20 protein-coding genes are annotated in these 25,246 nt (G+C 74.1%); 11 read left to right on the forward strand and 9 right to left on the reverse strand.

What is annotated here, in order from left to right:
- Positions 1-112: 112 nt before the first annotated feature.
- Positions 113-2,815 carry a pyruvate dehydrogenase (acetyl-transferring), homodimeric type gene (aceE, locus tag ABTZ03_RS20290; protein ID WP_350514401.1) on the forward strand — a complete coding sequence of 901 codons (2,703 nt, stop codon included), beginning with the start codon at positions 113-115 and terminating at the stop codon, positions 2,813-2,815.
- Between the two features lie 142 nt (positions 2,816-2,957).
- On the forward strand, positions 2,958-3,743 hold the full coding sequence (locus ABTZ03_RS20295; protein ID WP_350514402.1) for an enoyl-CoA hydratase: 786 nt from the start codon (positions 2,958-2,960) through the stop codon (positions 3,741-3,743).
- Between the two features lie 148 nt (positions 3,744-3,891).
- Here ABTZ03_RS20295 and ABTZ03_RS20300 read toward each other — a convergent pair whose 3' ends face one another.
- The gene (locus ABTZ03_RS20300) at positions 3,892-5,772 is read right to left on the reverse strand and encodes an NAD-binding protein (protein ID WP_350514403.1); all 1,881 of its coding nucleotides are present in this window, start codon (positions 5,770-5,772) and stop codon (positions 3,892-3,894) included.
- A gap of 152 nt (positions 5,773-5,924) precedes the next feature.
- On the opposite strand from ABTZ03_RS20300, the gene ABTZ03_RS20305 reads away from it, so the two are divergent.
- Positions 5,925-6,524: an HdeD family acid-resistance protein gene (locus ABTZ03_RS20305; protein WP_350514404.1), complete on the forward strand. Its 600-nt coding sequence runs from the start codon at positions 5,925-5,927 to the stop codon at positions 6,522-6,524.
- 7 nt (positions 6,525-6,531) lie between these two features.
- Here the strand turns inward: ABTZ03_RS20305 and ABTZ03_RS20310 are convergent, their stop codons facing one another.
- Positions 6,532-7,170: a DUF6461 domain-containing protein gene (locus ABTZ03_RS20310; RefSeq protein ID WP_350514405.1), complete on the reverse strand. Its 639-nt coding sequence runs from the start codon at positions 7,168-7,170 to the stop codon at positions 6,532-6,534.
- 100 nt (positions 7,171-7,270) lie between these two features.
- On the reverse strand, positions 7,271-8,689 hold the full coding sequence (locus tag ABTZ03_RS20315; protein ID WP_350514406.1) for a CoA transferase: 1,419 nt from the start codon (positions 8,687-8,689) through the stop codon (positions 7,271-7,273).
- A 230-nt stretch (positions 8,690-8,919) separates the two neighbouring features.
- On the opposite strand from ABTZ03_RS20315, the gene ABTZ03_RS20320 reads away from it, so the two are divergent.
- Positions 8,920-9,615 (forward strand): N-acyl homoserine lactonase family protein, encoded by a 696-nt coding sequence (locus ABTZ03_RS20320; RefSeq protein WP_350514407.1) that lies wholly within the window; start codon positions 8,920-8,922, stop codon positions 9,613-9,615.
- A gap of 178 nt (positions 9,616-9,793) precedes the next feature.
- Here the strand turns inward: ABTZ03_RS20320 and ABTZ03_RS20325 are convergent, their stop codons facing one another.
- Entirely contained in the window at positions 9,794-11,128 is a 1,335-nt protein-coding gene (locus ABTZ03_RS20325) for a cytochrome P450 (protein WP_350514408.1), read from the reverse strand.
- A 227-nt stretch (positions 11,129-11,355) separates the two neighbouring features.
- Between ABTZ03_RS20325 and ABTZ03_RS20330 the strand changes: the two genes are divergently transcribed.
- A complete protein-coding gene (locus tag ABTZ03_RS20330; protein ID WP_350514409.1) occupies positions 11,356-12,255 on the forward strand; it encodes a hypothetical protein in 900 nt (299 codons plus the stop codon).
- 308 nt (positions 12,256-12,563) lie between these two features.
- Here the strand turns inward: ABTZ03_RS20330 and ABTZ03_RS20335 are convergent, their stop codons facing one another.
- Positions 12,564-12,830 carry a zf-HC2 domain-containing protein gene (locus ABTZ03_RS20335; protein WP_350514410.1) on the reverse strand — a complete coding sequence of 89 codons (267 nt, stop codon included), beginning with the start codon at positions 12,828-12,830 and terminating at the stop codon, positions 12,564-12,566.
- A 145-nt stretch (positions 12,831-12,975) separates the two neighbouring features.
- Between ABTZ03_RS20335 and ABTZ03_RS20340 the strand changes: the two genes are divergently transcribed.
- From ABTZ03_RS20340 to ABTZ03_RS20355, 4 genes are all read left to right on the forward strand, one after another.
- On the forward strand, positions 12,976-13,539 hold the full coding sequence (locus ABTZ03_RS20340) for a sigma-70 family RNA polymerase sigma factor (protein ID WP_350514411.1): 564 nt from the start codon (positions 12,976-12,978) through the stop codon (positions 13,537-13,539).
- Between the two features lie 272 nt (positions 13,540-13,811).
- Positions 13,812-15,188 (forward strand): MFS transporter, encoded by a 1,377-nt coding sequence (locus ABTZ03_RS20345; protein WP_350514412.1) that lies wholly within the window; start codon positions 13,812-13,814, stop codon positions 15,186-15,188.
- 69 nt (positions 15,189-15,257) lie between these two features.
- The gene (locus tag ABTZ03_RS20350) at positions 15,258-16,586 is read left to right on the forward strand and encodes a cytochrome P450 family protein (protein WP_350514413.1); all 1,329 of its coding nucleotides are present in this window, start codon (positions 15,258-15,260) and stop codon (positions 16,584-16,586) included.
- A gap of 84 nt (positions 16,587-16,670) precedes the next feature.
- On the forward strand, positions 16,671-17,672 hold the full coding sequence (locus tag ABTZ03_RS20355) for an L-tyrosine/L-tryptophan isonitrile synthase family protein (protein ID WP_350514414.1): 1,002 nt from the start codon (positions 16,671-16,673) through the stop codon (positions 17,670-17,672).
- Positions 17,673-17,685: 13 nt separating this feature from the next.
- Here ABTZ03_RS20355 and ABTZ03_RS20360 read toward each other — a convergent pair whose 3' ends face one another.
- From ABTZ03_RS20360 to ABTZ03_RS20370, 3 genes are all read right to left on the reverse strand, one after another.
- Positions 17,686-18,471 carry an ABC transporter ATP-binding protein gene (locus tag ABTZ03_RS20360; RefSeq protein ID WP_350514415.1) on the reverse strand — a complete coding sequence of 262 codons (786 nt, stop codon included), beginning with the start codon at positions 18,469-18,471 and terminating at the stop codon, positions 17,686-17,688.
- Positions 18,468-19,502, reverse strand: a complete 1,035-nt coding sequence (locus ABTZ03_RS20365) for a FecCD family ABC transporter permease (RefSeq protein ID WP_350514486.1) — start codon at positions 19,500-19,502, stop codon at positions 18,468-18,470. The genes ABTZ03_RS20360 and ABTZ03_RS20365 overlap by 4 nt, the downstream gene beginning before the upstream one ends.
- A 135-nt stretch (positions 19,503-19,637) precedes the next feature.
- Entirely contained in the window at positions 19,638-20,738 is a 1,101-nt protein-coding gene (locus tag ABTZ03_RS20370; RefSeq protein ID WP_350514416.1) for an ABC transporter substrate-binding protein, read from the reverse strand.
- Between the two features lie 143 nt (positions 20,739-20,881).
- Here ABTZ03_RS20370 and ABTZ03_RS20375 point away from each other — a divergent pair, with 143 nt between their 5' ends.
- Positions 20,882-21,841: a helical backbone metal receptor gene (locus tag ABTZ03_RS20375; RefSeq protein WP_350514417.1), complete on the forward strand. Its 960-nt coding sequence runs from the start codon at positions 20,882-20,884 to the stop codon at positions 21,839-21,841.
- Between the two features lie 49 nt (positions 21,842-21,890).
- Positions 21,891-22,922: a transglycosylase SLT domain-containing protein gene (locus ABTZ03_RS20380; protein ID WP_350514418.1), complete on the forward strand. Its 1,032-nt coding sequence runs from the start codon at positions 21,891-21,893 to the stop codon at positions 22,920-22,922.
- Between the two features lie 114 nt (positions 22,923-23,036).
- On the opposite strand, the gene ABTZ03_RS20385 is transcribed toward ABTZ03_RS20380, so the two are convergent.
- Positions 23,037-25,235 (reverse strand): hypothetical protein, encoded by a 2,199-nt coding sequence (locus ABTZ03_RS20385; RefSeq protein WP_350514419.1) that lies wholly within the window; start codon positions 25,233-25,235, stop codon positions 23,037-23,039.
- Positions 25,236-25,246 lie beyond the last annotated feature (11 nt).

Here is a 25,246-nt window from a genome sequence, read left to right on the forward strand (position 1 = left end):
AGTTGACTCACCACCCCGCGCCTCCTTACCGTCCAAGTAGTTCCATGAAGAGAAACACTATTCCGCATTGCGGAATCAGTGCTGGAAGCGCACCGGTAAAGGGGAACCACCCGTGTCCCAGCTCGACCAGCTTCACGACCAGGACCCCGAGGAGATCGCGGAGTGGCGCGACTCGCTCGACGCCGCCCGCGACTTCGGCGGGCCCCACCGCGCCGCCCACCTGCTGCGACGCCTCGTCGAACACGCCCAACAGCTGCGGCTCGACGTCCCCCCGCTGCTGGACACCCCGTACGTCAACACCATCCCCACCGCCGCGGAGCCCGCGTTCCCGGGCGACGAGGAGATGGAGCGGCGGATCACCGCCTGGAACCGCTGGAACGCCGCCGCCATGGTGACCAGGGGCAACCACCGCGGCGGCCTCGGCGGGCACATGGCCACCTACGCCTCCGCCGCCTGGCTGTACGAGGTCGGCTTCCAGCACTTCTTCCGCGGCAAGGAGGCCGACGGCTCCGGCGACCAGCTGTACGTCCAGGGCCACGCCGCCCCCGGCGTCTACGCCCGCGCGTTCCTCGAAGGCCGCCTCACCGAAGCCCAGTTGGACCGGTTCCGGCAGGAGGCCGGCGGCGACGGACTGCCCTCCTACCCGCACCCGCGCCGACTGCCCTGGTTCTGGGAGTTCCCCACCGTCTCGATGGGCCTCGGGCCGCTCTCGGCGATCCACCAGGCCCGGTTCAACCGGTACTTGACGGCACGCGGGATCAAGGACACCTCCGGCTCGCACGTCTGGGCCTTCCTCGGCGACGGCGAGATGGACGAGCCGGAGTCCACCGCGGCCCTCGCCCTGGCCGCCCGCGAGGGCCTGGACAACCTGACCTTCGTGATCAACTGCAACCTCCAGCGCCTGGACGGACCGGTACGCGGCAACGGCAAGATCGTGCAGGAGTTGGAGCGGCAGTTCCGCGCGGCCGGCTGGAACGTCGTCAAGTCGCTGTGGGGCGAGGCCTGGGACGAGCTGCTGGCCCGGGACACCACCGGCGCCCTGGTCCGCCGCCTCGGCGAGGTTCCGGACGGACAGTTCCAGACCTACGCCGCCTCGGACGCCGAGTACATCCGCGCCCACCTGTTCCACGCCGATCCCGAACTGCGCGCGCTCGCGGACGGGTTGGACGACCGGCGGCTGTCCGAGATCGTCGCCACCTCCCGCGGCGGCCACGAACCGCGCAAGGTGTACGCCGCCTACCGGGCGGCCCTGGAGCACCGGGGTGCACCCACGGTGGTACTGGTGCAGACCGTCAAGGGCTGGACCCTCGGCCCCGGCTTCGAGGCCCGCAACGCCAACCACCAGATGAAGAAGCTCTCCGGGGCGGAGTTCCGCGCGATGCGCGACCTGCTCGAACTCCCCATCCCCGACAGCGCCCTGGACGCCGACCTGGTCCCCTACGCCCACCCTGGCCCGGACTCGCCCGAGGTCCGCTACCTGCGCGAGCGCCGGGCCGCGCTGGGCGGCCCCGCCCCGGCCCGCCGGGTGCGCTTCACGCCGCTGCCCGACCTGCCCGCCAAGCCCTTCGAGACGCTGCTCAAGGGCTCCGGCACGCAGGAGATCGCCACCACGATGGCCTTCGTCCGACTGGTCAAGGACCTGATTCGGGACAAGGCCACCGGCCACCGCTGGGTGCCGATCGTCCCGGACGAGGCGCGCACCTTCGGCATGGAGTCGCTCTTCCCCACCGCCGGGATCTACTCCCCGCTCGGCCAGACCTACGACCCGGTGGACCGCGACCAACTCCTGCACTACAAAGAGTCGGTGAGCGGCCAGATCCTCAACGAAGGCATCACCGAGGCCGGTTCGATGGCCTCGCTGACCGCCGCCGCCACCGCGTACGCCACCCACGGCGAGCCGGTCATCCCGTTCTACATCTTCTACTCGATGTTCGGCTGGCAGCGCACCGCCGACCAGATGTGGGCCATGGCCGACCAGTTGGGCCGCGGCTTCCTGATCGGCGCCACCGCCGGACGCACCACCATGACCGGCGAGGGACTGCAACACGCCGACGGCCACTCGCAGTTGATCGCCTCGACCAATCCGGCCGCGCTCTCCTACGACCCGGCCTTCGGCTACGAGGTCGCCGTGATCGTCCGCGAGGGACTGCGCCGGATGTACGGCAGCAGCCCGCAACACCCGGACGGCGAGGACGTGTTCTACTACCTGACCGTCTACAACGAGCCGCTGCCGCAGCCCGCCCTGCCGGCCGGGGACCGGATCGTCGACGGCATCCTGCACGGGCTCTACCGCTACCGCGCGGCCGACACCACCGCACTCGCCGCCGACGCGCCGCGGATCCAGCTGCTCGCCTCCGGCACCGCCGTGCACTGGGCACTGGCCGCACAGCGGCTGCTCGGCGAGGAGTGGGGCGTGGCGGCCGACGTCTGGTCGGCGCCGTCCTGGACGGAGCTGCGCCGGGAGGCGCTGGACTGCGACGCCGCCAACCTGGCCGAGGCGGCCGCCGGCACCGGCGCGGCGGCCCGCGTCCCGTACGTGACCCGGGCGCTGGCCGGGGCCCCCGGACCGGTGCTGGCGGTCAGCGACTGGATGCGCGCGGTGCCGGACCAGATCCGGCCCTGGGTGGAACAGGACTGGACCTCCCTGGGCACCGACGGCTTCGGCCTCTCGGACAGCCGGGCGGCGACCCGACGGCACTTCGGGGTGGACGCCGAGTCGGTGACGGTCGCCGCGCTGGCCGCACTGGCCCGCCGGGGCGAGGTCAAGGCCGAGACCGTCCGGCGGGCGGCTGAACGCCACGGCGTCCGGTTCTGATCTTTCCGCTGCTCCGGCCACCGTCGGGCTGGTGACCGGCGTCTCGCATACCAAGACTGGCGCGGGACCGGGCGCGTCGTAGATCGTTGGGTGGTCAGGGCGCGCCCGCGCGGCGCCGAGCAGTGGAATGGGAGTGACGGCGATGGCCGAGACCGAGACCTACGAGACGATCCTGGTCGAGCGCAAGGGCCGGGTCGGGCTGATCACGCTCAACCGGCCCAAGGCGCTCAACGCGCTGAACACCCAGCTGATGAACGAGGTGGTGGCGGCCGCCACCGCCTTCGACCGGGACCCGGAGATCGGCTGTCTGGTGATCACCGGTTCGGAGAAGGCCTTCGCGGCCGGCGCCGACATCAAGGAGATGCAGACCAACCGCTTCCCGGACGTCTACCTGGACGACTGGCTGGGCCCGTGGGACCGCTTCGCCGCGCTGCGCAAGCCGGTGGTCGCCGCGGTGGCCGGCTTCGCGCTGGGCGGCGGCTGCGAGCTGGCGATGATGTGCGACATCCTGCTGGCCGCGGACACCGCGAAGTTCGGGCAGCCGGAGATCAAGCTCGGGGTGCTCCCCGGCATCGGCGGCTCGCAGCGGCTGACCCGGGCGATCGGCAAGGCCAAGGCCATGGACCTGTGCCTGACCGGCCGGATGATGGGCGCCGAGGAGGCCGAGCGGGCCGGCCTGGTGGCCCGGATCGTCCCGGCCGACCAGCTGCTCACCGAGGCGCTGGCCACCGCCGAGACCATCGCGGCGATGTCCGCCCCGGCCGCGATCATGCTCAAGGAGAGCGTCAACCGCGCCTTCGAGACCACCCTCGCCGAGGGCGTCCGCTTCGAACGCCGGCTGTTCCACTCGGTGTTCGCCACCGCGGACCAGAAGGAGGGCATGTCCGCCTTCGCCGAGAAGCGGGCGGCGAAGTTCGAGAACCGCTGACGACGGCGGACGGCCGCGGACGGCGGCCGGACTGCGGCGGACGGCGACGCGCGAACAGGTTTCAGGCAACAGATGACAGATGACAGCGAACGGATTTCATCAGCTGAAATCTGTTCGCTGTCATCCGTCCGCCGTCACCTGTTCCCCGTCACCCCTCCTCCACCAGCACCGTGTTCAGCCGCGCCAGCCCACTGCGGGTGGCGGCGACCACGATGCGGTCGCCCGGGGCCAGCCGCCGGGTGCGGTCCGCGAATCCCCAGTGCAGCTGGTTGCTGCGGGCGAAGCGGACGGCGATCACCCGGACCCCGCCAGGGTCCTCCAGGTCGTGCCGGTTGAGACCGATCAGCCCGCTGCCGTCCTCCACCGTCAACTCGGCGATCAGCAGCACGTGCCGGAACACCGACAGCGTCCCGCGCACCTCACTGCCCATCAGGGCGGCGGCGAAGGCGGGCGCGGCCAGGTAGGAGACCGAGCGGGAGGCCGCGTTGTCCAGCGTCTTGTAGAAGTGGCCGGCGAAGTTGTCGTCGAACAGGCGGACCGTCACCCGGACGTCCGGGTTGCCGTGGCGCGCCTCCAGGGCCGCCTCCAGGTTGGTGGCGTCGTCCCCGCTGACCGCGACCAGGGACCGGGCGTGCTTCAGTCGGGCCCGGCGCAGTTGCTCCTCGAACGGCCCGTCGCCCAGGACCACCGGGATCCCGAGTGCCCGGGCCGTCGCAATGCCACGGGCCTGCGGGTCGCGCTCCATGCAGACCACCGGCACCCCCATCTCGTGCAGCTGGACGGCGACCCGGGTGCCGACGTTGCCGAGTCCGACCACGATCACGTGGTCCCGGGTGCCGGCACTCGGGTTGCGCGGCAGCCCGCGCCGCCCGGAGCCGAGCACCTCGACCACGATGGCGGTGGCGACCGGCGCGAGGGTGATCCCGCAGAGGGTGATCACCACCTGGGCGGCCCGCTGCCAGCCCCCGCCCGTCCCGGTCCCGGCGGCGATGTCGGCCTGCTGGTCGGGCTGGGCCGCGCCGGCCAGGTCGAGCAGGGAGATGTAGACGGTCCAGCCGAAGTCCCGGCTGAGATACCAGAGCACCGCGAAGGCGAGCAGCACCGCGGCGAGCGCCGTGAGCAGCACCAGCCGCATCCGGGCGCTGGTGAAGAAGCGCATGGCGTCGAGCACCCGCCAGCGCAGGCGCCTGGTCCAGTTGGTCGGCTCCCGGGGCTCCATCCGCATCGCCTGGAGCGCGGCGGTCCCGCCCGGCGGCTTCGCGGCCCCGGGTCTCGACTCCGCCTCCGCTTCCACTTCCGCTGCCGGTGCCGCTTCCACTTCCGCGTCCGGTCCCGCTCCGGGCCCGGGTTCGCGCCGCACCCCGCCCGGACGGACCGGCCCGTCGTCGCCGAACTCCTGCGCGAGCCGGACGAACTGGGCCGAGTCGCCCTCCTGTTCCGGCAGCAGGCGGATCGTGCTGAGGTCCTGCCTGTCGATCCGGTCGGCGACCACGCAGAGCCGGTCCGAGGTGATCGCGTCGTCGAACGCGATGTGCAGGTAACGGCCGCCGACCTCCACCGAGTTGGGCCGGCCGAGCGCGGCGGCGGCGAAGGCCGGGGCGGCGGTGGCGGAGCCGGAGAGCGCGGCACCGTTCCTGAGCAGCCGTTCGATGTTCTCGCCGAGGCGCTGGTTGAACATCCGGAAGACGATCCGGATGCTCGGGTTGTGGCCCTGGGCGCTGAGCGCGGCGTGGATGTTCTCCTGGTCGCTGCCCTCGACCAGGGCGAGGCCGCGGGCGGTGCCGATGGACACCGCGCGCAGTGCTTCCTCGGTGATGTTCGGGTACTCGACGACGGCGGCGACGCCGGTGATCCGTTCGATCCGCGGCGCGTGGTCGCGGGTGCGGTCGGCGACCAGGACGACGACCGGGACTTCGTAGTGCTCGACGAGTTCCAGGACCAGCCGGTGGGCCAGTGCGTTTCCCCCGCAGACGATGTAGTGCTGGCTGATCGGCTCGACCGGAGGGGTCCCCCACCCTTCAGAAGTCATACCGACGGATGATATCGACGGCAGGTGACCGGAGGGTGTCGTTCCGAAGACTGCGAAGCATCACTCGAACGGACGTACCCGGCGGGCGGTCCGGCAGCGGCGCGCGGAGGCTGGGGTTCGTCCTCCGCCCCCGACCCGAGGAGTACGCCGCCGTGGCCCCTCCGATCATCACCCCCGACGGAACCCCGGTCCAGGGCCCGCTCGGCGCACTCGCCAAGGCCGCCTGGCAGGTCCTGCTGGCCGCCGGGGTCGCCTCGCTCGCCCTGGGCATCGTCGTCTTCGTCTGGCCCCGGGAGACGCTGCTGGTGGTGGGCGTGCTGTTCGGCCTCTACCTGCTGGTCATCGGCGTCGTCCAGCTGGTCGCCGCGTTCGGCACCCACGCCACCACCGCACTGCGGGTCCTGGCCTTCATCAGCGGTGCGATCAGCGTGCTGCTCGGGCTGCTCTGCTTCCGCAGCGCGGTCCAGTCCCTGTTGCTGCTCGCCCTCTGGATCGGGATCGGCTGGCTGTTCCGCGGGATCACCCAGCTCGCCGCCGCGATCTCCGACCCGCTGATGCCCGCCCGCGGCTGGCAGGCCTTCGCGGGCGTGGCCAACACCCTGGCCGGCGTGCTGCTGATGGTCTGGCCGGTCGGCTCGATCGCCGCGCTGACCGTACTGGCCGGGTGCTGGCTGGTGATCCTGGGCGTGGTCGAGATCGCGACCGCCGTCCAGGTGCGCGGCCGGGCCAAGCGGATCCCGTCCGGGGTCTGACCCGCCGCTACGGCCGGGGCGCGTAGCCGAGCCGGAAGGTGGCGGCCTCCAGTCGTTCCGGGCCGAGCCGGACGTCCGTCAGCCGCTCGGCGAGCGCGAACGCGGCCTCGGTGTGCAGCTCGTGACGCTCCCCGTCCAGCTGGAAGCCGCAGGCCGCCAGCAGTTCGGGGATGCCGGGGGCGTCGGCGTCCGTACCGTCCCGCTGGTCGACGAAGAGCGGTTCGAACTGCAGGCGGCAGGCGCCCCGCTCCCACCAGTTGAAGTGGTCCACCGCGTTGACGTTCCGGAAGTGCGAGACCAGCCGGGTGCCTTCGCCGAGCCCCGTTATGACCTCGGCCAGGCTGCCGAGGTAGCCGTACGGCTCGACCGCGAGCGCCCAGCCGTCCAACTCGGTGACGGCGACCAGAAGTCGGTCCTCGTCCGGGTCGAGCAGCGCCTCGGCCTCGGTGTCCTCCCCGTCGTCGAAGGTCTCCCAGGCGGCGACCACCGCGTCCAGCCCGGTCACCTCCCGGCCGGTCAGGGCGTCGAAGCGGCGCAGCAGTTCCTCGGCGGAGACGCCCTCGACCTGGGTGAGGCAGTAGGCCTCGCCCAGGACGGGGTAGCGCTGTTCGAACCAGGTGTAGTCGGTGGCGTGTGCGGCGGTCATGTGGTGATGGTGTCAGGGAGCACTGACAATGCCGCCCGCCTGATGTCCGGAGCCGTGGCCCGGACCAGCGGCTCGGACCGCCCGCTCGGACACCGGCCGCTCAGAGCCAGACCGAGGCGTCCGTCCCCCAACGCCCGGGCGGACGGGCCCAGTCGGTCGGTGCACCGGCGTAGCCGATCGGCGGCAGGGCGTGCCGCAGCCGTCCGTACGCCGAGTCGGTCTCGGTGAGGTGACGCGCCGGGTCGTACGGCTCGGTGCCGGAGTGCGAGGAGGCGCCCGGCTCGATGCCCGGTTCGGTGCCCGGCTCGGACGGGATGCCGTGCAGCAGCCAGGAGGCCGTACCGACGAAAGAGAAGCGCAGGTGGCGGCCGCCGGGGCGGCGGGTGCGCTGGTCGGTGAGGGCGCGCAGGACGGCGGCGGCGAGCAGGTAGCCGGTGCCGTGGTCGAGGGCCTGGGCGGGCAGTGCGCCGGGGCGGCCGTCGGGCCCGGCCTCGTGGGCGGCGATGCCGACGCCGGCCTGGACCAGGCTGTCGAAGCCCCGGCGGCCGGACCACGGACCCGTCCAGCCCCAGGCGGAGATCTGGGCGAGGATCAGGTCGGGCCGCCGGGCGAACAGCGCCTCGGGGGCCAGGCCGTAAGCGTCGAGGGAGCCGGGGCGGTAGGCGGAGACCACCACGTCCGCGGTGTCGAGCAGGCCCTCGAAGACGGCCCGGTCGGCCGGGTCGGCGAGGTCGAGGCGGGTGGAGCGCTTGCCGAAGCCGGTGTCGGTGTGGGCGTCGTCGGCCTCGGGCAGCCGGGGCGAGTCGATCCGCAGCACGTCGGCGCCGAGCAGGGCGAGGGTACGGGTGGCGACCGGTCCGGAGATCACCCGGCTGAGGTCGAGGACCCTGATCCCGGCGGCGGGCCGGTCCACCGGGACCGCCGCGAGCGGGCGGACCGGCGCGTCGCCGACCTCCCGGCACTCCACCAGGGGGTGCACGGCCGAACTCACCGGCGCGACCGCCACGGCGAGCGCCCCCGCCGCGTACGCACGCTCCTGCACCTCCTCCCCCGGCAACGCGCCCAGCGCCTCGGCGAGTTGCTCCGGCCCGGCGTCGGGGGCGAGGCCGAGGACGTCCAGCAGCCGGTCGCGGTGGTGCGGGTAGTTGGCGTGGGTGCGGATCCAGCCGTCGGCGGTGCGCCAGAAGCCGGAGAGCGGGGCGAAACCGACCGGCTTGCGACCGTCGATCTCCAGGTGCCGCTCGCTGACGAAGGAGGTGGCGACCGCGCCCTCGTCCACCCGGACGGCGGGGACAGGGCCGCCGCCGCGGTGCGCGGCGAGCTCGGCGGCGGCCAGCGAGCAGGCGGCCACGGTGGCCCGGGCCAGCCGCCGCACCGGCAAGCCGGAGGGCAGGCCCGCCTGAGCGCCGTGGAACGCCACCCGGTCGAGGAGTTCGGCCGCTCCGCCGAGGGCGGACCAGACGTCGGCGGTAGGGCGGTCGGCGGGCCCGTGCTCGGGCGGTGTCGGACGATCGGTCATGCCGGGCATTGTGCTCCGCATCCGGTCCGTCCGCCGTGACGCACGCCACCGCCCGCCGCTCGGCGGGAGCGCTACGACGGGCCCCGGGATCAGACGGTGCGTCACCGGCCCCCGACCGGACGGCGAGTGGGGCGCGGCCGGGCCCCCGCAGGGGCCCTCCGGGCGGCGGGTAGGGTGCGAACGGCGGCCGTCCCGGCCGACACACGGGGGCTGAGTGACAAGGGGGACGCATGCACAGGATCCGCCGTCTCGACCTGGGCTACATCGTCCGGCCGGCCGAGGAGGTGGGCGGCCCCGAGCCGCGGGTGGAACCGGTGCTCGCGTACCTGGTCCGGGGCTCGGAGGGGCTGCTGCTGTTCGACACCGGGATCGGCGCGGGCTCGCCGGAGACCGAGGCGCACTACCGCCCGGTGCGCCGCCCGCTGCCGGAGGCGCTCGCCGCGGCCGGGGTCGCGGTCTCCGACATCGACCTGGTGGTCAACTGCCACCTGCACTTCGACCACTGCGGCGGCAATCCGCTGTTCGCCGGGACGCCGGTCCTCGTCCAGTCGACCGAACTGGCCACCGCCCGACGCGGCGACTACACCGTCGACGCCCTGGTCGACTTCCCCGGCGCCGTCCACCGCGAGCTCGACGGCGAGACCGAGATCTGGCCCGGCCTCCGGGTGCTGCCCACCCCCGGACACACCGCCGGCCACCAGTCCCTGCTGGTCGAACGCAGCGACGGCCACACCGTGCTGCTGGCCGGGCAGGCGTACGACTTCGCCTCCGAGTACGGGCAGGCGGTGCTGGCCCGGCGGGCGGTGCGCGACGGGGTCGCGGCGCCGCTGCCCGGCTACCGGGCCTGGCTGGACCGGGTCGCGGAGCTCGGGCCGCGCCAGGTGGTGTTCGCCCACGACCACGCGGTGTGGACGCCGTCCGTCTAGCACCGCCGGGTCCGGGGAGTCGCCCGGCAGGGCGTTCGGACGGCTCTGGACGGACGGCTCTACGGCCGGCTCTCCGGACCGCACGTCGGACCGCACGTCGGACGGACGGCTCTGGACGGACGGCTCTGGACGGACGGCTCTGGACGGACGGCTCTGGACGGACGGCTCTACGAACGGATCAGAAGGCGAAGCCCAACGAGCGGACGCGGTGGTCGAAGCTGGACGGGACGAGCACCGGCTCGCCGACCGACCGCGCCTCGGGCAGCCGGGTGAACAGCTCGCGGAACAGCGCCGTCATCTCCTGCCGGGCCAGGTGCGCGCCGAGGCAGTAGTGCGGCCCGCCCCCGCCGTAGCCGAGGTGGGGGTTGGGGGCGCGGGTGATGTCGAAGGCCTCCGGGTCGGGGAAGACGGACTCGTCCCGGTTCGCCGAGCCGTAGTACAGCGCGACCTTCTCCCCCGCTCTCAGCAGCGGCCCGCCCGGGCCGCCGAGCTCGTGGTCGACGGCGACGGTGCGACGGAACTGGACGATCGGTGTGGCGTGCCGGAGGATCTCGTCCACCGCCCCGTCGAGCCGCCCGTCCAGGTCGGCGAGGAGCAGGGCGCGCTGCTCGGGGTGCACGGTCAGCAGGTGCAGACCGTGGGCGAGCGCGTTGCGGGTGGTCTCGACCCCGGCGACCAGCAGCAGGCTGAAGAAGGCGCCCAGCTCGCGACCGGTCAGCCGGCGACCGGCCACGTCGGCGGTGACCAGCGCGGAGATGAGGTCCTCGGCGGGTCGGCGGCGGCGCTCGCGACCGATCGCGGCGACGATGCCCTGCATCCGGGCCAGCGCGGCCAGTCCCCGCCCGGGGATCCGGAACCGGCGGCGCAGCGGCCGGGCCACGCCGACGTCCGCGGAATTGCGGTCGACCAGGTCGAGGATCCTGCGGCGGGGCTCCTCCGGGATGCCCATCAGGGTGCAGATCACCTGGAACGGGAGCTGGGCGGCGACCGGGCCGACGAAGTCCCCGGGGCGCCCGCGTTCGACCTCGTCCACCAGGGCGACGGTGATCCGCCGGATGTCCTCCTCGACCCGGCCGAGCAGGCGCGGGGTGAAGGCCCGGGAGACGACCCGGCGCAGCTGGGCGTGCCGGGGGTCGTCGAGGTTGACCATCGAGTCGCCGAACAGCAGCCGGACCCAGCGGGCCGGCTCGGGGGTGGTCACGCCGGGGGCGGACCGGAAGACCGCCGGGGTGCGGCTGGCCTCGACCACGTCCGCGTATCGGACCAGGGCGTGGAATCCACGGCCGGTCGCGCGGTCGCCGAAGTAGACCGGGGCGGGGCGGCGGCGCAGGTCGGCGAAGGCGGCGGCGCGGGCGGGGGCTGGCAGCTGCCAGAACCGGGGGTCGGCCAGGTCGGCGACGGCGGTGGCGCCGGCCCGGATTGTGGGGGCTGGGGTCGTGGGGGCCGGGATTGTGGGGGCCGGGATTGTGGGGCGGGAGGTCGTGGGGGCGGAGACGTCGGTCGGAATGTCCATGGCCGTGCTTCCTGCTTCCGGTCGGGTTCGTTCCGGTGCGTACGATCCGTGCTTGAGTGTGCACTTCTAGTGAGCGGCAGGTGCGGGTGTCAAGCCGGTTCGACGACCACGTGAAACCGTGCTAAAAGCCGTTGATCGGTCGACCCGACGAGCCGGGCATGGTCTCACGGACCGGAACCGGCCATCACCGGAGGGTGCGGTACGGGCGGGGCATGGCGGGTGCGACGATGAGTGCCATCGTGATGACCGACCGGATCCGCCTGCTGCGCGCCGTGGTCTTCGCCGCGCTGTGCGTGGCGATGGCCGCCACGGCGCACGTCGCCATGGCCGGGTCCGGCGTCTCTCCGCCGGTGCTGCTCGGCGCGTTCGGGGCGGTCCTCGGGCTGACCTGGCTGCTGGCCGGAAAGCGGCGGGGGCTCGGTGTGATCAGCGTCTGGATGGTCGCGGCGCAGAGCGCGCTGCACCTGCTGTTCGAACAGGCCGGAACGCTCGGCCGCGGGGGCGGCGGCCTCGGCCGGCTCGCCACCACGGACTGGGCCGGCCTGCTGCTCTGCAACCCGGACCGGATGCCCGGCGGGCTCTCGCCGGTCGAGCTGGCCCGGATGGCGGGCATCGACCCGGACGCACCACCGGCCACCGGCCACCTGCGCCCGATGACGGGGATCCACCACGGGGCAGCGGGGTCGGTCGACGGAACGGCCGTGGACACGGGCTTGACCGGAATGACGGGCATGCCGGGGATGTCGGGGATGTCGGGGGCATCGGCGGTACCGGGGACGTCCCCGGGGATGTCGCACGGAATGTCACATGAGATGTCCCACGGCATGTCGCACGGCATGTCGGCGGGAATGGCCATCGCCCACGTGCTGGCGGCACTCGCCTGTGCGCTGCTGCTCTGGCGCGGTGACGCCGCGCTGGTCCGGGTCTTCGAACTGCTCGCCGCGCTCGGGACGGTGGTCGCCGGGGCACTGCTGCTCCCGCTGCTGACGCTGTTCGTGCGGCCCTTCGGGTACCGGCCGCCGGCCGCGCCCCGCCGCGCCGACCGGCCGGCCCGGCTGCCCCGGTCGGTCCTGCTGACCCATGCCGTCGTCCGGCGCGGGCCGCCGGCGTTCGCCCTCGCTTCCTGACGCGCCCGCCGCGCCCGTCCCCCTCCGGCCCTGACCCGGCCGCCTTCGGGGTCCCCGCGTCGGGCAGGTCGCCCTGCCGCACCGCCGCGCCCCGCGCCGTCACGTCCCGTGTCGTCGCGCTCCGGGCCGCCGTGCCGTCGGGGCCCGGGTCCGGATCCGTGCCCGCCGACCCCCCTCGGGAGGTGCGGTGCGCCGTGCGGCCGACCCATGGACGACTGCGGCGCCGCTGCGCGCGGTGCCGCTCCCCGCCTTACCCTCGGGACCTTTCCATGCCTCATCACGACGGCGCACCGGTGTGCGCCGGCGCCCTACCGCTCCGTGGTCCGCGAACCCTCCGGTGCGCGACCGCCCGGGCCGTCCGCCCCCAGCCGGGCCCACAGCCCGGCCGCCCACTCCGGCGACGGGCCGTCGGCGGCGGTCGCCCGCGTGCGGGCGCGCAGCCGCTCGGCCTGTTCCAGCCAGTCCCGGCAGCCGGCGCAGCGCGCCAGGTGCCGGTCCACCCGGGTGCCGGGCAGACCGCTCGGTTCGCCGTCGAGCCGGGCGGACAGAGCGGTACGGAACTGCGCGCATCTCATAGCACCATCGTCCCGCATGGCCCCCGAGCCGGGACCGACCGGGGCAGGACCGGCGGCACCGGGATCAGCACGGCCGGTATCAGCCCGGCCGGGATCATCGCAGTCGCGATCAGCACGGCCGGAACCGGCCGGATCGGGGGCCGCCGTGGATGACGACCAGCTCACCGCGCTCGCGCTGACCGCCCGCTCGGGCCGGGCGGCGGACGTCGAGGCCTTCGTCCGGGCGACCCAGCGGGACGTCTGGCGCTTCGTCGCCCACCTCACCGATGTGCAGTCCGCCGACGACCTCGCCCAGGAGACCTTCCTCCGGGCACTGCGCGGCCTCCCCTCCTTCGCCGGACGCTCCTCGGCCCGCACCTGGCTGCTGTCGATCGCCCGGCGCACCGTGATCGACCGGTACCGGATGGCCGCCGCGCGGCCGCGTTGCGCGGCACTTCCGGACTGGCAGGAGGCGGCGGAACGACAGGGCGGGATCCCGGCGGCCGGCTTCGAGGACGGGATCGCGCTCGGGGACCTACTCGAACGCGTCCCCGTGCAACGGCGCGAGGCCTTCGTCCTGACCCAGGTGGTCGGCCTGAGCTACGCCGAGGCGGCCGAGGTCGCCGGATGCCCGGTCGGCACCGTGCGGTCCCGGGTCGCCCGGGCCCGCGAGGAGCTGATAGCGCGCCTGCGGGCGGCCGAGGCCGGGGAGCTCGCGGCGGCCTGCTGAGCGGCCCGCGGGCGGACAGCGAGCGGGCGACGGCTGACGAAGAACAGCGAACAGATAACGGATGACAGATTTCATCATCTGTCATCTGTCATCCGTTATCTGTTATCTGTTTGCTGTCACCTGGCACCTGGCACCTGGCAGCCGCCCCCTGTCGCCCGCCCGGAAAAATTCCCCCAAGTGTTCGGAACTGAAGCCCCCCCGCCCCCGACTGCTGTACCGGACACCGCCGCCGAGGCGGTGCCGGTACGGCAACGGGGGAATGGAGGACCTTCATGCGAGCGCACCACCAAACCACCACAGGCGACCTGACGGACCGTCAGGTCGAACCGGCGGACCGGTGGAGCCTGGTGGTGGCCGCCGGACTGCTCTCGTTCGTCGCGATGCTCGACATGAACGTTGTCAACCTGGCACTCACCGACATATCCGCCGGCCTGCACGTCTCCGCCGGAGTCGCCCAGTGGGCCGTCCTCGGCTACCAACTCCCGCTCGTCGCCCTGCTCCTGCCCGCCGGCCGGTGGCTCGACCAGGTCGGCACCCGGTCCGCGCTGCTGCTCGCGGTCAGCTGCTTCGCGACCTGCAGCGTGCTCGCCGCCCTTGCCCCGTGGGCGAGTTGGCTGATCGCCGCCCGACTGCTGCAAGGTGCCTTCGGCGCCGTGCTGTTCGTCCTGATGCCGGTGCTGGCCGCGACCTCCGTCCGGCCCGAGCTGCGCGGGCGGGCGATGAGCGTGCCCGCGACGCTGGGGCCGCTCGGCGCCGTCACCGGCCCGGTGCTGGGCGGCCTGCTGCTGGACCACCTCGGCTGGCGGGCGATCTTCCTGGTCAAGCTTCCGGTCTGCCTGGCCGCCGTACTGATCGTGCGCCGGTACGCCCCGCGGCGCGGTGGGCTGCGCCTGCCCGACCGGGCCTCGCTCGGCGACGCCGCCCTGATCGGCTCGGCGGTCGGCGGCATCCTGCTCGGACTCACCCTGGCACCGAAGGGCCCGCAGTGGCTGCTGCTCGCACTGCCCGCCGCGCCGCTGGTGCTGCTCTGGCTGCGTCGCCCGGGCGGTCGGCCGGTGGGCGAGGTGCTGCGGGCGGCCGGTACCGCCGGGGTGAACGCCTCGGTGCTGGCGCTCGCCGCCGGGTTCGCCGCCTGCCAGTACCTGCTCGTCCAGTTCCTGCGCGGCCCGCACGGCGAGAGCGCCACCTCGACCGCGCTGACCATGCTGGCCTTCCCGCTCGGCATGGTGCTGGCCGGGCGGGTCGGCGGTCGGCTGGCCGACCGCTGGGGCGCCCGGCCCACCGCGCTGACCGGCGCCGTCCTCACCACCTGCGGCCTGGCGCTGCTCGTCCCGGTCGGCGCCGACTGGTCCGCCCTCGACATCGCCGCCCGGCTCGCACTGGCCGGCGCCGGGATGGGCCTCAACGGCGGCCCGACCCAGGCCCTGGTGATGACCGCCTCCCCGCCCGGGAAACTCGCCACCGCCGGATCCGCCGTCCAGCTCTCCCGCAGTCTGGGCTTCGCCCTCGGCCCCGCCCTGGCCACCGCCGCCGCCCTGGCGGGCGACCGCGCCACCACCGGGACGCACGTCGGCATCGCCCTGGCCGCCCTGGTCGCGGCCACCGCCGTGGTCCTGCTGGCCCGGTACCGGCGCCGCCCGCAGGCGTAGCGCGCGACAGCTCCACCCCCTCATCGGATCACCGGCCCTTCGCCTCGTCCCACCGGAGAAAGCACACCCATGACCGACACCACCCCCGACCCGGCCACGCCCGCAGCCGCGCGCTGCCCCTACGGCCACGACCGGCTCCCCTCCCCCGTCCCGCTCCACGGCCCCGCCTACAAGACCGACCCGTACCCGCTCTACCGCCGGATGCGCGAGGCCGGTCCGGTGCACCGGGTCGAGTTCCCGAGCGGCATCCACGCCTGGCTGGTCACCGGCCACCAGGCCGCCCACGCGACCCTCAACGACCCCCGGCTCGGCAAGAACCACGCCCTGGGCAACGACAACTGGCGCCGACTCGCCTCGATCATGCCGGAGCCGCAGCACTCCCAGCTCCAGGTCCACCTGCTGCACCAGGACCCGCCCAAGCACACCGTGATGCGCCGCCTGGTGCTGGACGCCTTCGCCCCGCGCCGGGTGGAGGCGCTGCGGCCTCGGCTGCAGGAGCTCGCCGACGCCCTGGTGGACGAGCTCCCGGCGACCGGGGGCGCCGATCTGGTGGCCGGCTTCGCGGCCCACTACCCCTTCCGGGTACTGGCCGAAGTCATCGGCCTGCCCGCCGAGTTGGCCGCACGCTTCGACCGGGACTGGGGCAAGGTGGTCCAGCCGGTCGGACCGCAGGACCCGGGCCGTCCGGCGTACGAGGCGCGGCTGCGCGGCCTGCAGACGTACATCGCCGAGGTGGTCGCCCGCAAGCGGGCCGACCGGCACTCCCCCGACTGGAACGAGCAGGAGGACCTGCTCGGCCGGCTGGTCGCCGCCCACGACACGGGCGAGTTGAGCCGCGAAGAGCTGGACTCGATCGTGTTCCAGCTGCTGGTCGCCGGGCAGGAACCGGTGACCAACCAGATCACCACCATGCTGATCACCCTGCTGCGCCACCCCGGGCAGCTCGCCGCGCTGCGCGCCGGCCTCGACGAACCCGGCCGGCTGGCCCGGGCGGTGGAGGAACTGCTGCGCCACGACGCCGCGTTCGAGCTCACCACCTGGCGCTTCTTCGCCGAGGACAGCGATCTGTTCGGCACCGTCGTCCCGGCCGGCGACTCGGTGATCGTCTCGCTCTGCGCCGCCAACCGCGACGACGCGCAGTTCCCGGAGGCCGACCGCCTCGACCTGGACCGCACGCCGAACGCCCATCTCGCCTTCGGCCACGGCATCCACTACTGCCCGGGTGCCGCCCTGGCCCGGGCCGAACTGCAGATCGCCGTCGGTACCCTGCTCGGCCGGCTGTCCGGGCTGCGCCCCGCCGCAACACCCGGGGACGGACTGGACGAACTCGCCTGGATCCCGGCCGTGCTGGCGCGCGGCGTGAACCGGTTGCCGGTCGACTACGACCGGCGCGACTGAACTCCCGCGCCCGGCACCGCACACCGGCCGCGCATCCGTAGACCCGCACACCCGTCACCCGCCCATCCGCGGAGGAGATCCATCATGCCGCCCGCCGGCACCGCCCCCGTCAGTGCCCCGATCGCCGTCGACACCCCCGAGCAGCCGCAGCACGAACAGCCGCAGCACGAGCAGCCGTCGCCGGCCCGGCTCGCCACCCGCATCCTTGGCCTGCTGCTGCCGCACCGCCGCGCCTCCGACCCGGAGTTCGACGCCGCACCCGAGCACTTCCCCTTCCAACTCGCCCAGTTGGCGGACTTCATCGCCGCCGGTGAGCCGATCGTGTTCACCCTGCCGGGCTTCCCGTGCAAGTCGCCGAACCCGGCGAAGGTGCTCGGCCACCTGCCCGACGAGGGCGAGCGGCTGTCGCTGACCTTCCTCGACGAGCTCTGCGCCCGGATCGGCCGGATCCACCCGCCCGGCGCCCGGATCCTGATCTGCTCGGACGGGCACATCTTCGGTGACCTGATCAACGTCCCCGACGAGCACATCGACGAGTACTCCGACGAGTTGACCGCGATGATCGAGCGCGAGGGTCTGGACCGCCTCGACACCTTCGACCTGCGCGCCGTGCTCGGCGACCTGCCGTACGACGAGAAGCGCGCCCGGGTGCACGAGCGGTACGCGCCCACCGTCGAGGAGTTGCGCGAGCAGGTGCTGACCGAGCAGGAGACCCTGCGGCTCTACCGCGGCATCACCCGCTTCCTCACCGAGGACACCGTGGACTTCCCGGGCACTCGGTCCGCGCTGCAGCGGGAGTGCCGGCGCCGTGCCTACGGGGTGATCCAACGCAGCCGCGCCTGGGGCGAGTTGATCGCCGAGCAGTACCCCCGGGCGGTGCGGCTGTCGATCCACCCGCAGCCGGCCGGTGCGGCGAAGTTCGGCATCCGGCTGCTGGCGGCCGCCGACGCCTGGATGACGCCCTGGCACTCGGCGGTGCTCCACCGGCCGGACGGCAGCTGGGAGTTGCTGCGCAACGCGGAGGCCGCGCGGCTCGGCCGGCCGGTGCTGCACGCGGGCCGGCCGAGCCACTACGAGAGCTGCTAGGCCCCCGTCCGGTCTAGAAGGGCACGCCCGCCGGGGAACGGTGGTCGAAGGCGATCAACGGGTCACCGGTGAGTGGGTGTTCGACCACCGCGGCGCGGACGCCGAAGACCTCGGCCAGCAGCTCGGTGGTCAGCACCTCGCGCGGCGCCCCGGAGGCCACCAGGGCGCCGCGGTGCAGCACGTGCAGCCGGTCGCAGACCGAGGCGGCGGCGTTGAGGTCGTGCAGCGCGACCAGCGTGGTGCGGCGCTGCTCCCGCAGCAGGGCGAGCAGTTCGACCTGGTGCCGGACGTCCAGGTGGTTGGTGGGTTCGTCCAGCACCAGGACGTCCGGCTGCTGGGCGAGCGCCCGGGCGAGCAGCACCCGCTGCCGTTCCCCGCCGGACAGCTGGGCGAACCGGCGGTCGGCGGCCCCGGCCATGCCGACCCGGGCCAGCGCCTCGGCGGTGATCCGGTGGTCCTCGGGGTCGTCGGCCGCGAAGGCCCGCTTGTACGGGGTGCGGCCCATCGCCACCACCTCGCGCACGCTCAACTCGAAGTCCCCGCCACGCTCCTGGGGCAGCGCGCCGATGTGCCGGGCGGACTGCGCGGGCCGCAGCTCCGCCAGGTCCCGCCCGGCCAGCAGCACCCGTCCGGCGCTCGGGCGCAGATGTCGGTAGACGGTGCGCAGCAGGCTGGACTTGCCACTGCCGTTGGGCCCGACCAGCCCGGCGATCTCCCCCTCCTCGGCGACCAGGTGGACCCCGGCCACCACCGTGCGGCCGGCCAGGGCGACGCTCAGGTCCTCGACGGCGATCCTCAACTGCGCTCCAGTCGTCGGTCCAGCAGGTAGAGCAGGGTGGGGGCGCCGAGCACCGCGGTGACCACGCCGATCGGCAGTTCCTGGCCGTCCAGGGCGGTGCGGGCGACGGTGTCGACCACCACCAGGAGAACGGCCCCGGTGAGTGCGGACAGCGGCAGCAGCCGCCGGTGGTCGCCGCCGACGAGCAGTCGGCAGACGTGCGGCACCATCAGTCCGACGAAGCCGATCGCCCCGGAGACGGCGACCAGTACGCCGGTGAGCACGCTGGTGACGACGAAGACCTCGCGGCGCAGCCGGGCGACGTCCACGCCGAGTCCGGCGGCCGTCTCGTCGCCCATCAGCATCGCGTTGAGCCCCCGGGCCCGGGCCTGGAGCAGGGCCAGGCCGAGTGCCACGGCGGCTGCGGGGACGGCGAGTTGGGCCCAGACGGCCCCGCCGAGGCTGCCCATCAGCCAGAACAGCACACCCCGGGTCTGCTGCTCGTCGCTGGTCTGCAGGACGAGGTAGCTGGTGATGCCGCCGAGGAACTGGGCGATGCCGATGCCGGCCAGTACCAGCCGCAGCGGGGAGAAGCCGCCGCCGCGTCGGGCCATCAGCCAGACCAGGGAGAACGCGCCGAGCGCGCCGACGAAGGCCGCCAGGGAGACGGTGAGGCCGAGCGCGCTGCCGAAGGAGAGTTCGAGCCCGAAGGCGGTGCCGAGGACGAGGGTGGCGACCGCCCCGAGGGAGGCGCCGGAGGAGATGCCGAGCAGGTAGGGGTCGGCGAGCGGGTTGCGGACCAGGGCCTGTACGGCGGTGCCGACCAGGCCGAGTCCGGCGCCCACCACGGCCGCCAACAGGGCGCGCGGGACGCGCAGTTGCCAGACGATGAGGTCGCGGGTGCCGGGTTCGGGTGCCCGGCCGGCGAGGTGGTGGGCGACCACCGACCAGACCTCGCCGGGCGGGACGTCCACCGAGCCGAGCGAGACGGCGGCGGTCAGGGCGAGCACCAGGGCGACGGCGAGCGCACCGGCCAGCGGCCCGGCCCGCAGCGTGCGGGCCGGGCGCCGGGCGGCGGTGCCGGGTTCGGCGCCGCCGTCGCCACCGGACTCGGTGCCGGGTCCGGTGCCGGGTCCGGTGGCGGTGGCGGTCTCGGCTGCGGTGCCGGATTCGACCGAAGTCACCTGTTACCGACCGTTCTTGACGAGGTCGGGGTGAACGGTGGCGGCGATCTGCCGGACGGCGTCGGCGTTGCGCACGCCCGCGATGGTGGTCACCTCGGAGCCGAGCCGCACGAAGTGCCCCTCCTGGACGGCCTTCAGGCCCTGGGTCGCCGGGAAGCTCCGCAGGAACGCCTCGGCGTCGTCGAAGGCCTTGCGGGTGGCCTCCTCGCTGCCCCGGTTGCGCACCGCCAGCTGGATCCAGTCCGGGTTCTTGGCGACCACGTCCTCCCAGGAGCCGGGCTTGAAGTCGGCGTCGCAGTCGGCGAACACGTTGCGGGCACCGGCCAGGGTGATCACCGCGTTGGCCACCTGCCGGCCGCAGACCGCGACCGGCTGCTTGGTCCCGGCGTCGAAGTCGAAGACGAAGTAGCCCGGCCGCTTGTCCGCCGGGACACCGGCGAGCGCGGTACGGACCTCGCCGACCTGCTTCTCCATCCCGCTGACGAGTTCCTCCGCGCGGGCGGCGGTGCCGGTGACGGCACCGAGGCGGCGGATGTCGTCCTCCACCCCGGCGAGGTCGGTGCGCGGCGCCTTGGCGGCCTTCGGGGTACCGGCGCAGGCGGTGGACAGCAGGTAGACGTGCTGGATGCCGGCCGCCGCGAACTCCTCCGGGGTCGGGCCGGCGGCCCCGCCCATCATCGGCATCGCGCCGAAGGTGTCGACGTACAGGTCGGCGCCGGAGCCGAGCAGCTTCTCCTTGGGGATGCTCTTGTCACCGAGCACCGGGACCTTGGCGCCCTGTTCGGCCAGGTCCGCCGGCAGGGTGCCCTTGCCGGGCGGGAACCCGGTGCCGATCACCCGGTCGCCCGCGCCGAGCCGGAGCAGCATCTCCAGGCTCGCCGCGTTGCTGGTGACGATCTTCGTCGGGGCCTTGCCGATGGTCGTGTCCTTGCCCGCGCAGTCGGCGACCGTGACGGGGAAGCTCCCGGCCGGAGCGGCCTGGGCGGTGACGGCGGCGCTGTTCCCGGCACCGCCGCCACTGCCGGCGGTGTTTCCGCTGCTTCCGCAGGCGGTGGCGAACAGAGCGACGGCGGCCGCGATACCGCAGACGACGCGAGGGCGCATGGGGACTCTCCTGGTCGGTGGTGGTGCTGTGCGGCCCGCGCTGCGGACCCGGACCAGGTAGTCGGACGGAGGCGGCGACGGGTTCCCGCGACTTGCGGGCCGTCCCGCTCCGGTGCGACGGGCGCCGCGCATAGGGTGGCCGGATGGCTGCCCCGACCGATCCGCGCGACGCCGCCCGAGCGCACGCCGAGGCCCGATCGCACGACCACGCCCGATCGCACGACGAGGTAGACCAGCAGGACGGCACCGACCCGCGGGACGACCTCGGCCTGCCCGTCCCGCTCGGCCCCCACCCACCGCGCCGGGTGGTCTCGTTGGTGCCCTCGCTGACCGAGGCCGTCGCCGTCACCGCGCCCGGCCTGCTGGTCGGCGCCACCGACTGGTGCAGCCACCCCGCCGACCTGGCCGTCACCCGGATCGGCGGCACCAAGAATCCGGACCTGCCGGGCATCCTCGCGCTCGGCCCCGATCTCGTGATCGCCAACGACGAGGAGAACCGCCGCCCCGACCTGGACTCCCTGCGCGCCGCGGGGGTGCCGGTCTGGGTCACCGACATCCGCACCCTGGACGACGGCCTCCGCTCCCTGCACCGGCTGCTCACCGTCGCCTGCCAACTGCCGCGCCCGGCCTGGCTGGACGAGGCGGAGGCGGCCTGGCGCGACCTCCCGCCGGGGCCTGGGCACGGGCCGACGGACGGAACGATCGAAGGGCCGACGAACGAACCGGCGGACGAACCGGCGGACGGCCCCCGGGTGATCGTGCCGATCTGGCGCCGCCCGTGGATGGTGCTCGGCCGGGACACCTTCGCCGGGGACCTGCTGCACCGCCTCGGCCTGCGGCTCGTGCACGCCCGGCACCCCGACCGCTACCCGGCCGTACCGCTGCCCGAACTGCTGGCGGAGCAGCCGGACTTGGTGGTGCTGCCCGACGAGCCGTACCGCTTCACCGCCGAGGACGGCCCGGAGGCGTTCCCGGGCATCCCGGCCGCGCTGGTCAGCGGACGGCACCTGACCTGGTACGGGCCCTCGCTCACGACCGCCCCGGCAGTCCTCCGGCTGGCGATCGACCACCCGTTCGTCCGGGGCCGCGAGAGCACACCATAGGATGACCGCCACTCACCGGGATCACCGGTGACAAGTGGGGGGACCGTAGATGAGTTCGAGCACCACCCGGCGGACCGCCGCCCTGGTGTCCGCCGTCGCCGTGTCGACCGCCGTCCTGGCGGGCTGCGGCACCGAGAGCGCCGACAAGCACCCGAACGCGGCGTCCAGCACCACGCTCACTGCGGCCACCGCCACACCGAGCGACCCGGCGAGCGCCAGCCCGTCCGCCGGCACCACCCCGACGCCGACCGGCTCGGCGTCCGCGAGCCCCAGCGCCTCGCACAGCCCGAGCGCGAGCGCGAGCGCGAGCAAGTCCGCGAAGGCCTCGCCCACCGCCCAGGCCGGCAACGCCAAGAGCGGCGGCAACGCGGCCGGCGCCCCCGCCACCCAGCCGCCGGTCGAGAAGCCCGCGATACCCGCGCCCGTCCCGACCGCCAAGCCCGGCGCCGTCGCCCTCCCCGCGCCGCCCGCCCCGCCGGTCCCGCACGTGCCCCCGCTGCAGAGCGGCTGCCAGCCCAGCAAGCCCCAGCCGGACGAGCCCAAGACGGCGGTCGGCGCGGCACTCACGGCGGCGGCCGGCCAGTCCCGGGTGCTCACCCTGAGCTCCGGCGGCACCGACAAGCTCCCGCCGCTGCCGGTCAACCTGGTGAAGGCGATCGCCTGGCAGGAGAGCGGCTGGCAGTCCGGCATCCTCGCCTGCGACGGCGGCATCGGCACCATGCAGATCATGACCAACACCGTCAGCTGGATGAACGGCAAGTACGGCACCAACTCCGACCCCAAGACGCTCACCGGGAACGTCCAGCTCGGCACCCAGCTGCTCGACTGGCTGGTCGCCTACTACGGCGACTCCTCCTTCGACGGCAAGTACGACCTCTCCCCCGACCCGGCCACCGGCAAGACGCCGCTGCTCGACCTGGTCATCTCGGCCTACAACGCGGGCGCGGGCAACGTGCACTACACCACGGTCACCGACCCCACCTCCGGCCAGATCGTCGGCAGCCTGGACATCCCGAACCCGAAGTACGTCGCCAACGTGAAGGCGCTGATGGCCGGCCAGCCGTGGAACGCGGCCGGCTGACGCCTCCCCTTCCTCGCGGTGGTCCAGCCGCGGCCGGACGTCGGTACGGCGCAGGGCCCGGGACGCTCGTGCGTCCCGGGCCCTGAAGGTTTCCGGCGGCGACCCGCCCGGACGTCAGCCGCGCGCGGCGGCGACGGCGGCGCCCAGCGCCTCCTTGATCCGGGGGCCGAGCCGGGCGAAGCCCAACTCCTTCATGGCCGCGCGGAGCAGTTCCTCGTCGGTCCGCCCGGTGCCGTCGCCGTCGATCCAGCGGACGACGGCGAGCAGTTCGTCGGCCGAGTAGGCGGTCACGGGGCGGCCGGGGGTGAAGTCCGGCTTCGCGGGACGGTCGGCGGACTCGTCGGCGGGCTCGTCGGCGACGGGGGCGGCCTCCGGCTGCGGCTCGGCGGCGGCCTCGACCTCCACCTCGGCGGCGGGGGCCTCCTCGACGGCTTCCGGCTCGACGGCGGGCTCCTCGGCCGGGGTCTCCTCGGCGGCCTCCGCCTCGATGACCTCCGCCTCGATGACCTCCGCCTCGATGACCTCAGCCTCAGCGGCCGGAGTCTCAGCCTCGGGCTCCTCGGCCTCGACGACCGGGGCCTCCACAACCGCCTCGACCTCAGCGGTGGGGGCTTCGACAACGGCCTCGGGCTCGTCGACCACGACTGCCGGGGTCTCTTCGACGGTCTCCGCCTCGGCCACCGACTCCTCGGCCTCGACGACCGGCGCGTCAGCCTCGGCCTCAACCGCAAGGGCCTCGACCTCAGCGGCGGGTTCCTCGACCACTACCGCCGGGGTCTCCTCGACGACCGGCGCCTCGACCTCAACGGCGGGAGCCTCGACGACGGCCTCGGGCTCCTCGACGGTGTCCGTCCCGGTAACCGGCTCCGCGACCTCGACGACAGCGGCCTCGGCCTCGACGGCGGGCTCCTCGGCCTCAGCCGTCTCCTCGTCGGTCGCGTCCGCCTGCTCCGTCACCTCGTCCGCAGTCGCGGCCTCGGCCAGGGCGGCGGTCGCAGCGGCCACCAGGTCGTCAGCGGCCGGGGAAGGTGCCGGGAGCGAGACCACGGCGACCGGGGCCTCCTCCGTCACCTCCTCAACCGCGGCCGACTCGGCCCCAGTTGCAACCTCGACCTCGGCGTCAACCTCGGCCTTGACCTCAGCCTCGGCCTCGACGGCCTCCGTGACCGCAGCCGGCGTCTCCTCCGCCAGCCCGTCCCGCTGCCCGCCCGCCAGGGCCTGCCGCGCGGCGGCCTCGGCCTCGGCGTCGCTGCCGGACGTCTCGACCTCGGCTGCGGCCTCGACCGCGGTGTCGACCTCGGCGGCGAGCTCGGGCTCCTCGGTGACCGTCTCCTCGGAGACCGCCTCCGCCGCCGCCGAGTCCGCCAGCCCGTCCCGCTGCCCGCCTGCGAGCGCCTGGCGCGCCGCGTACGCGGCCTCGGCGGCGCGGCGGTCGGCCTTGGCCGCGGTGAGTTCGGCGAGCAGGTCGGCGAGGCCGGCCTCCTCCAGGGTGGCGCGCAGGCCTCGGATGGTGGGGAGGCGGTAGAGGGTGCCCTCGTCGGCGGCGAGCCGCTCGACCAGGTCGACCAGTTCCGCGAAGGGCAGCCCGTCCAGGTCGTGGTCGGGCAGCATCCGGGCGAGGTCGCGCATGCCGGTGTTGATCGGCTCGAAGGCCTGGGCGGTGCGGTCGACCAGGGCGCCGTCGGCGGGCACGCTCGGGAGGGTGCCCGCGGGGGCGAGGGCGGCCCAGGCGCGGCGCTCGATCTCGGCGGAGGTGAGCGCCTCGTGCAGGTCCTCGCGGCGGACCTTGCGGTCGTGGGCGAGGGCGGTGGCCTGCTTGCGCAGCGAGCGGCCGCGCAGCCAGGAGAGCTTGACGCCGTTCTCGCGGCGCCAGGTGCTGTCGGCGGTGGCGGCGGCGAGGGCGCTCAGGTCGGCGTCGTACGCGGCGGTGCTCAGGGTGGCGGCGGTGCGGCGCACCCGCTGGAGCATCTCGACCAGCAGCGCGGTCTTGGCGACGGTGTCGGGCTCGTCGAGCTTGACCTCGGCGGCCAGCGCGGTGACGGCCTCCCAGGTCTGCTGGAGGTCGCGGCCGCGCAGTTCGGCGAGCGCGGTGGAGGCGGCGCGGGCGTCCTCGGGGGTGGCCACGGTGTCGACGGCGGCGTACCAGGCGTGGGTGTCGGCGCTGAGCGTGAAGGCCCCGAGTTCGGCGTAACGGCCGAGGTCTTCGCGGAGGTCGGGCTCCGCAGCGGCGTCCTGGGGGTCCTTGACGTCTGCGGCGTCGGCGACGTCCGCCGAGTCGGCTGCGTCGGCGTTGCGCGAGTGAAGCACTGTCATGTGAGGTCCGG

Origin of the sequence: Kitasatospora sp. NPDC096077 (assembly GCF_040303245.1) — a bacterium.
Taxonomy (GTDB): domain Bacteria; phylum Actinomycetota; class Actinomycetes; order Streptomycetales; family Streptomycetaceae; genus Kitasatospora.